The sequence below is a fragment of the Streptomyces mayonensis genome (assembly GCF_018982965.1).
Lineage (GTDB): Bacteria > Actinomycetota > Actinomycetes > Streptomycetales > Streptomycetaceae > Streptomyces > Streptomyces mayonensis.
This window is the reverse complement of sequence record NZ_JACBYP010000209.1, coordinates 1-6,107: the sequence shown is the minus strand read 5'-3', so window position 1 is coordinate 6,107 and position 6,107 is coordinate 1. Positions and strand designations below refer to the sequence as shown.

The following is a 6,107-nucleotide window of genomic DNA, read 5'->3' as shown; positions in this document are numbered from 1 at the left end:
AACCACGACCACATGGTCCGCACCCGCCAGGCCAAAATCGACCGCATCACCGTCCCCGACATCGACGTCGACGACCCGCACGGAGCACGCACCCTCGTGCTGGGCTGGGGATCCACCTACGGACCGATCACGGCCGCGGTCCGCCGGCTGCGCACCACCGGCGAAGCCATCGCGCAGGCACACCTGCGCCACCTCAACCCCTTCCCCGCCAACCTCGCCACCGTCCTCAAGCAGTACGACAAGGTCGTCGTCCCCGAGATGAACCTCGGCCAGCTCGCCACCCTCATCCGCGCCACCTACCTGGTCGACGCCCAGTCCCACAACCAGGTCAACGGCATGCCGTTCAAAGCAGAACAGCTCGCCACCGCCCTGAAGGAGGCCATCGATGACTGAGGAGACTGAGGTGACCGGGAAGACCAGGGAGACCAGGGCGGCCGGGACTGCCGGGGCTGCCGAGGCTGCCGAGGCTGCCGAGGGAAGCGGCGCGGGCTCGCTGCTCCAGCTGGTGCCCAGGGCCGAGGGCACACAGTCGATGAAGGACTTCAAGTCCGACCAGGAAGTGCGCTGGTGCCCCGGCTGCGGCGACTACGCCATCCTCGCCGCCGTCCAGGGCTTCATGCCCCAACTCGGCCTTGCCAAAGAGAACATCGTCTTCATCTCCGGCATCGGCTGCTCCTCCCGCTTCCCGTACTACATGAACACCTACGGGATGCACTCCATCCACGGCCGCGCCCCCGCCATCGCCACCGGCCTCGCCACCTCCCGCCGCGACCTGTCCGTCTGGGTCGTCACCGGCGACGGCGACGCCCTCTCCATCGGCGGCAACCACCTCATCCACGCCCTCCGCCGCAACGTCAACCTCAAAATCCTCCTCTTCAACAACCGCATCTACGGCCTCACCAAAGGCCAGTACTCCCCCACCTCCGAAGTCGGCAAAATCACCAAATCCACGCCGATGGGCTCCCTCGACGCCCCCTTCAACCCCGTCTCCCTCGCCCTCGGCGCCGAAGCCACCTTCGTCGCCCGCACCGTCGACTCCGACCGCAAACACCTCACCGAAATCCTGCGCCAGGCCGCCGACCACCCCGGCACCGCACTCGTCGAGATCTACCAGAACTGCAACATCTTCAACGACGGCGCCTTCGACACCCTCAAGGACAAACAGCAGGCCGAAGAAGCCGTCATCCGCCTCGAACACGGACAGCCCATCCGCTTCGGCACCGACAACACGCAAGGCGTCACACGCAACCCCACCACCGGCGACCTCGAAGTCGTCACCGTCACCGCCGACAACCAAACGGACATCCTGATCCACGACGCACACGCCGCCTCCCCCGCCACCGCCTTCGCCCTCTCCCGCCTCGCCGACCCCGACACCCTCCACCACACCCCCATCGGCGTCCTGCGCTCCGTCCAACGCCCCGTCTACGACACCCTCATGACCGACCAGCTCGACACCGCCGTCGAACACCACGGCAAGGGCGACCTGGCCGCACTCCTCGCGGGCAACGACACCTGGACGGTCGTCGGCTGACGCCGGCGGCGTTCACCGCGCGCAGGGCCCGGACGCGATGTCCGGGCCCTGTCACTGTCCGGACCCTACCGCCGTCCGGACCAAAAGGTAACTTCGAGGTAAGTACCTTACTTCAAAGTTCGCACTTTCCTTCAGTTAGCGCAGCTCCTAGGGTGGGTGTTATCGAGCCCCCACGAGGAGTACTGAAACCATGAGCATCGTCGTCACCGGAGCCACCGGACACCTCGGCCGCCACGTCGTGCGGCAGCTGCTGGAGAAGGTGCCGGCCGACCAGGTCACCGCCGTCGTCCGCAACCGCGACAAGGCCGCCGACCTCGCCGCCCTGGGTGTGCGGCTCGCGGTCGCCGACTACAACGCACCCGAGACCTTCGACGACCTCTTCACGGCCGGCGACCGAGTGCTGCTGATCTCCGGCAACGAGTTCGACAAGGGCCGCGTCCGGCAGCACACGATCGTGATCGAGGCGGCCAAGAAGGCAGGCGTCGCCCTGCTCGCCTACACCGGCGCCCCCGAGAGCCTGAAGGCCACGCTCGCCGACGACCACCGCGCCACCGAGGAGGTGCTGGTCGGCTCGGGTGTGCCGTACGTGCTGCTGCGAAACGGCTGGTACCACGAGAACTACACCGAGCAGCTCGCCCCGGTCCTGGAGCACGGCGCCGTCGTGCAGGCGGCCGGCGAGGGCCGTGTCTCCTCCGCCTCCCGCGCCGACTACGCGGCGGCCGCCGTCGCCGTCCTCACCGGCGAGGGCCACGAGAACAAGGCCTACGAGCTGGGCGGCGACGAGGCGTGGAGCTTCGCCGAGTACGCGGCCGAGCTGAGCCGGCAGACCGGCAAGGAGATCGTCTACAGGCCCGTCTCCGTCGAGGCCTACACCGGCATCCTCACCGGCGCCGGCGTGCCGGGGCCGCTCGCGGACGTCTTCGCGGGCGTGGACGCCTCCATCGCCAAGGGCGAGCTGGTCGTCTCCACCGGTGACCTGTCCCGGCTGACCGGCCGCCCGACCACGCCGCTCGCCGAGGCCGTCGCGGCCGCGCTCAAGGGCTGACCCCGGGCGGGCACCCGCCGCCCAGCCGTCCGTCACCCCACACCTCTCCATCCCCTCCCACCTCGTCCCACTCCACCCCACCCCGTTCCACGCATCCGACATTGCGGAATTCTCCGGCATTCCCGCCTGTCATGACCGTATGCCGATACGGGCATGACAGGCGGCGGTGTGCGGCGTTACCTTCGTCGTGGCATGCAACCGTCCCGGCATGCCGTGTGCGAGGAGGAGGTGCCCGTGCCCGGGTCGTCCAGGAGTGATCAGCGCATAGGTCTGCTGAACGGCTTCGCGGCATACGGGATGTGGGGCCTCGTCCCGCTCTTCTGGCCGTTGCTCAAGCCCGCCGGCTCCGGCGAGATGCTCGCCCACCGGATGGTGTGGTCCCTCGTCTTCGTCGCCGCCGCCCTGCTCGTCGTACGGCGCTGGAAGTGGGCCGGGGAGCTGCTGCGGCAGCCACGCAGGCTCGGGCTGGTCGCGGTGGCCGCCACGGTGATCACTGTCAACTGGGGCGTCTACATCTGGGCCGTGAACAGCGGCCACGTCGTGGAGGCGTCACTCGGGTACTTCATCAACCCGCTGGTCACCATCGCGATGGGCGTCCTGCTGCTGAAGGAACGGCTGCGGCCCGCGCAGTGGGCGGCGGTCGCGATCGGCTTCGCGGCCGTACTCGTCCTCGCCATCGGCTACGGCCAGCCGCCGTGGATCTCCCTCTGCCTCGCCTTCTCCTTCGCCACGTACGGCCTGGCGAAGAAGAAGGTCAACCTCGGCGGCGTCGAGTCGCTGGCGGCCGAGACCGCGGTCCTGTTCCTGCCCGCGCTGGGCTACCTGCTGTGGCTGGGCTCCCAGGGCGAGTCGACCTTCACCACCGAGGGACTCGGGCATGCGTCGCTGCTCGCCTCGACCGGCGTGGTCACCGCGATCCCCATGGTCTGCTTCGGGGTGGCGGCCATCCGCGTGCCGCTGTCCACCCTGGGGCTGCTGCAGTACCTGGCGCCGGTCTTCCAGTTCCTGCTCGGCGTCCTCTACTTCCACGAGAAGATGCCGCCCGAGCGCTGGGCCGGCTTCGGGCTGGTCTGGCTGGCGCTGACGCTGCTCACCTGGGACGCGCTGCGTACGGCGCGCCGCACCGCACGGGCACTGAGGGAACAGCTGGACCGGGCCGGCTCGGGCGTGGCACCGGCCGGGATCAAGGAGAGCACCGCCGCGCGGGACTCGGAGATCGTGGCGTCGGGGACCCCGGCTCCCGACCTCGCCAAGCAGCAGCCGCGGGCCCAGGGGCAGCACGACACCGCTATAAGTGGTCCATGACATCGACTTCGGGGCCCGCTCCCCTGCACTTCAAAATCGTCGTGGACGCCACCGCCCCGCACGCGCAGGCGGACTTCTGGGCCGCCGCCCTCCACTACGAGGTGGAGGACAACGGCGCGCTCATCGAGAAGCTGCTGGGATTCGGTGCGGTACCGGCCGAGCTCACCGTCGAGTCCCACGGCCGCCGCGCCTGGCGCGATCTCGCCGCCGTACGCCACCCCGACGACCCCTACGAGAAGGAGAGCGGCACGGGTCTGGGGCGGCGGCTGCTGTTCCAGCGGGTGCCGGAAGCCAAGACCGGCAAGAACCGGGTCCACCTCGACGTGCATTCCGCGGACGGTGGGCGGGAGGCCGAGGCGGCCCGGCTGGAGGCGCTGGGGGCGAGCGTGGTGCGCCGGGTGAAGGAGCAGGGCGGGGAGTGGGTGGTGATGGCGGACCCCGAGGGGAACGAGTTCTGCGTCCACTAGGGCTCTACCGGGTGCGACCGGCGTGTCCAGGAGTCCCTCGCGGCGGTGAGGGTTTCCGGTATGTGCGACGCCGTGGCCGGACAGCGGTCTTGACGCAGGGTCAACCGCTGCCACACCATCCAGGCACCCCATTCACTGCGGAGTCCCTTCCGGGGACTCCCTAGGAATTCGGAGCCCCCCACATGAAGCTCCCCCAGTCCCCCCTCTCCGGGCGCGCGTTGGCGGCCGGTGCGGTCGCCGTCGCGACCCTGATGACCGGCGGCTCGGTGGCCGGCAGCGCGTCCGCCTCCGAGTCCGCGGCGGTCGCCGACGCCCCCGACATACCCATAGCCAACGTCAAGGCCCACCTGACGCAGCTGCAGTCGATCGCCACGGCGAACGGCGGCAACCGCGCCCACGGCCGCCCGGGCTACCAGGCTTCGCTCGACTACATACGGGCCAAGCTGGACGACGCCGGGTTCACCACCGGCGTGCAGGAGTTCACCGCCTCGGGCCGCACCGGGTACAACCTCGTGGCGGACTGGCCCGGCGGCGACGCGGATCAGATTGTCATGTCCGGAGCACACCTGGACAGCGTCGCCTCCGGTCCCGGCATCAACGACAACGGCTCCGGGTCCTCGGCCGTCCTGGAGACCGCACTCGCCGTCGCCCGGTCCGGATACCAGCCGGCCAAGCACCTGCGCTTCGCCTGGTGGGGCGCGGAAGAGCTGGGCCTGGTCGGCTCCCGGCACTACGTCGACAACCTCGGCGCCGCCGACCGGGAGAAGATCAGCGGCTACCTGAACTTCGACATGATCGGCTCACCCAACCCGGGCTACTTCGTCTACGACGACGATCCCACGATCGAGAAGACGTTCAAGGACTACTTCGCCGGCCTGGGCATCACCACGGAGATCGAGACCGAGGGCGACGGCCGCTCCGACCACGCGCCCTTCAAGAACGCGGGCGTTCCCGTCGGCGGCCTGTTCAGCGGGGCCGACTACCGCAAGACCTCCGCGCAGGCGGCCGAGTGGGGCGGCACCGTGGGCGAGCCGTTCGACCCCTGCTACCACTCGTCCTGCGACACGACCGCCAACATCGACGACACGGCCCTGGACCGCAACAGCGACGCCGTCGCGTACGCCGTCTGGGAACTGTCGCAGTAGGGCGGGCGGCCCGGCGCCGGCGCCGTCCGGTCAGCCGGCCTGGGCGCGGGCGCGTTCGGCGAGACGGCCCATGCGGGCGCGTACGGACTCCAGTTCCTCGGCGTCCTCGGCCGCCGGGCCCTCCTCGGCGGCGAGTTCGTCCCACAGGCCGACCAGGCCGCGCCCCAGCTCCAGGCCCCGCTCGGGATCGCGTACGGCACGCCAGGCGGTGGCCGCGCTCTGGACGTTCCCGTACGCCGCCTCCGCGTCGCCCGCACGGCGGTGCGTCCGGGCCAGCTCCATCGAGAGGTCGAAGGCGCGGTCCGGATCACCCGACAAGTAGGCGATGTACGCGGTGAGCTCGCGGAGTCGGAGCACCTCCGGGTGCTCCGGCCCCAGCGTCCGTGAGGCGTCCGTCACCACCTCCTGCGCCAGTTGCGCGGCGGCCTGGGTACGTCCCTCCCTGACGGCCTCGTTGATCCGGGCCGTCGGCTCCGCGAGCAGCGCCGCGGTCGTGGCGTCGCCGGGCACCGTGAGCGGCACGTCCCCCAGCACGGCCTCGGCCACGGCGTCGAAGCCGCGGGCGGGGGTGGGGGTGGGCTTGGAGGCCGGTTCGAGGAACGCCTCGGGGG

At 70.3% G+C, this 6,107-nt stretch carries 5 protein-coding genes and 2 pseudogenes; 6 read left to right on the top strand and 1 reads right to left on the bottom strand.

Annotated features, from left to right (window positions below; translation table 11 throughout):
• From HZS56_RS36930 to HZS56_RS36905, 6 genes and pseudogenes are all read left to right on the top strand, one after another.
• Nucleotides 1-393, top strand: a pseudogene (locus tag HZS56_RS36930) (2-oxoacid:acceptor oxidoreductase subunit alpha); the annotation flags it as partial.
• A 139-nt stretch (nucleotides 394-532) separates the two neighbouring features.
• The gene (locus HZS56_RS36925) at nucleotides 533-1,534 is read left to right on the top strand and encodes a 2-oxoacid:ferredoxin oxidoreductase subunit beta (protein WP_216725185.1); all 1,002 of its coding nucleotides are present in this window, start codon (nucleotides 533-535) and stop codon (nucleotides 1,532-1,534) included.
• A 190-nt stretch (nucleotides 1,535-1,724) separates the two neighbouring features.
• Nucleotides 1,725-2,579, top strand: a complete 855-nt coding sequence (locus HZS56_RS36920) for an SDR family oxidoreductase (protein WP_216725184.1) — start codon at nucleotides 1,725-1,727, stop codon at nucleotides 2,577-2,579.
• 234 nt (nucleotides 2,580-2,813) lie between these two features.
• Nucleotides 2,814-3,884, top strand: coding sequence for an EamA family transporter RarD (gene rarD / locus HZS56_RS36915; protein WP_216725183.1), 1,071 nt, complete (start codon nucleotides 2,814-2,816; stop codon nucleotides 3,882-3,884).
• Nucleotides 3,881-4,351: a VOC family protein gene (locus HZS56_RS36910; RefSeq protein ID WP_216725182.1), complete on the top strand. Its 471-nt coding sequence runs from the start codon at nucleotides 3,881-3,883 to the stop codon at nucleotides 4,349-4,351. Before rarD ends, HZS56_RS36910 begins: the two co-directional genes overlap by 4 nt.
• A gap of 182 nt (nucleotides 4,352-4,533) precedes the next feature.
• A complete protein-coding gene (locus HZS56_RS36905) occupies nucleotides 4,534-5,496 on the top strand; it encodes a M28 family metallopeptidase (protein ID WP_216725181.1) in 963 nt (320 codons plus the stop codon).
• 30 nt (nucleotides 5,497-5,526) lie between these two features.
• Here HZS56_RS36905 and HZS56_RS36900 read toward each other — a convergent pair.
• Nucleotides 5,527-6,107 (bottom strand): annotated as a pseudogene (locus HZS56_RS36900) (tetratricopeptide repeat protein); the annotation flags it as partial.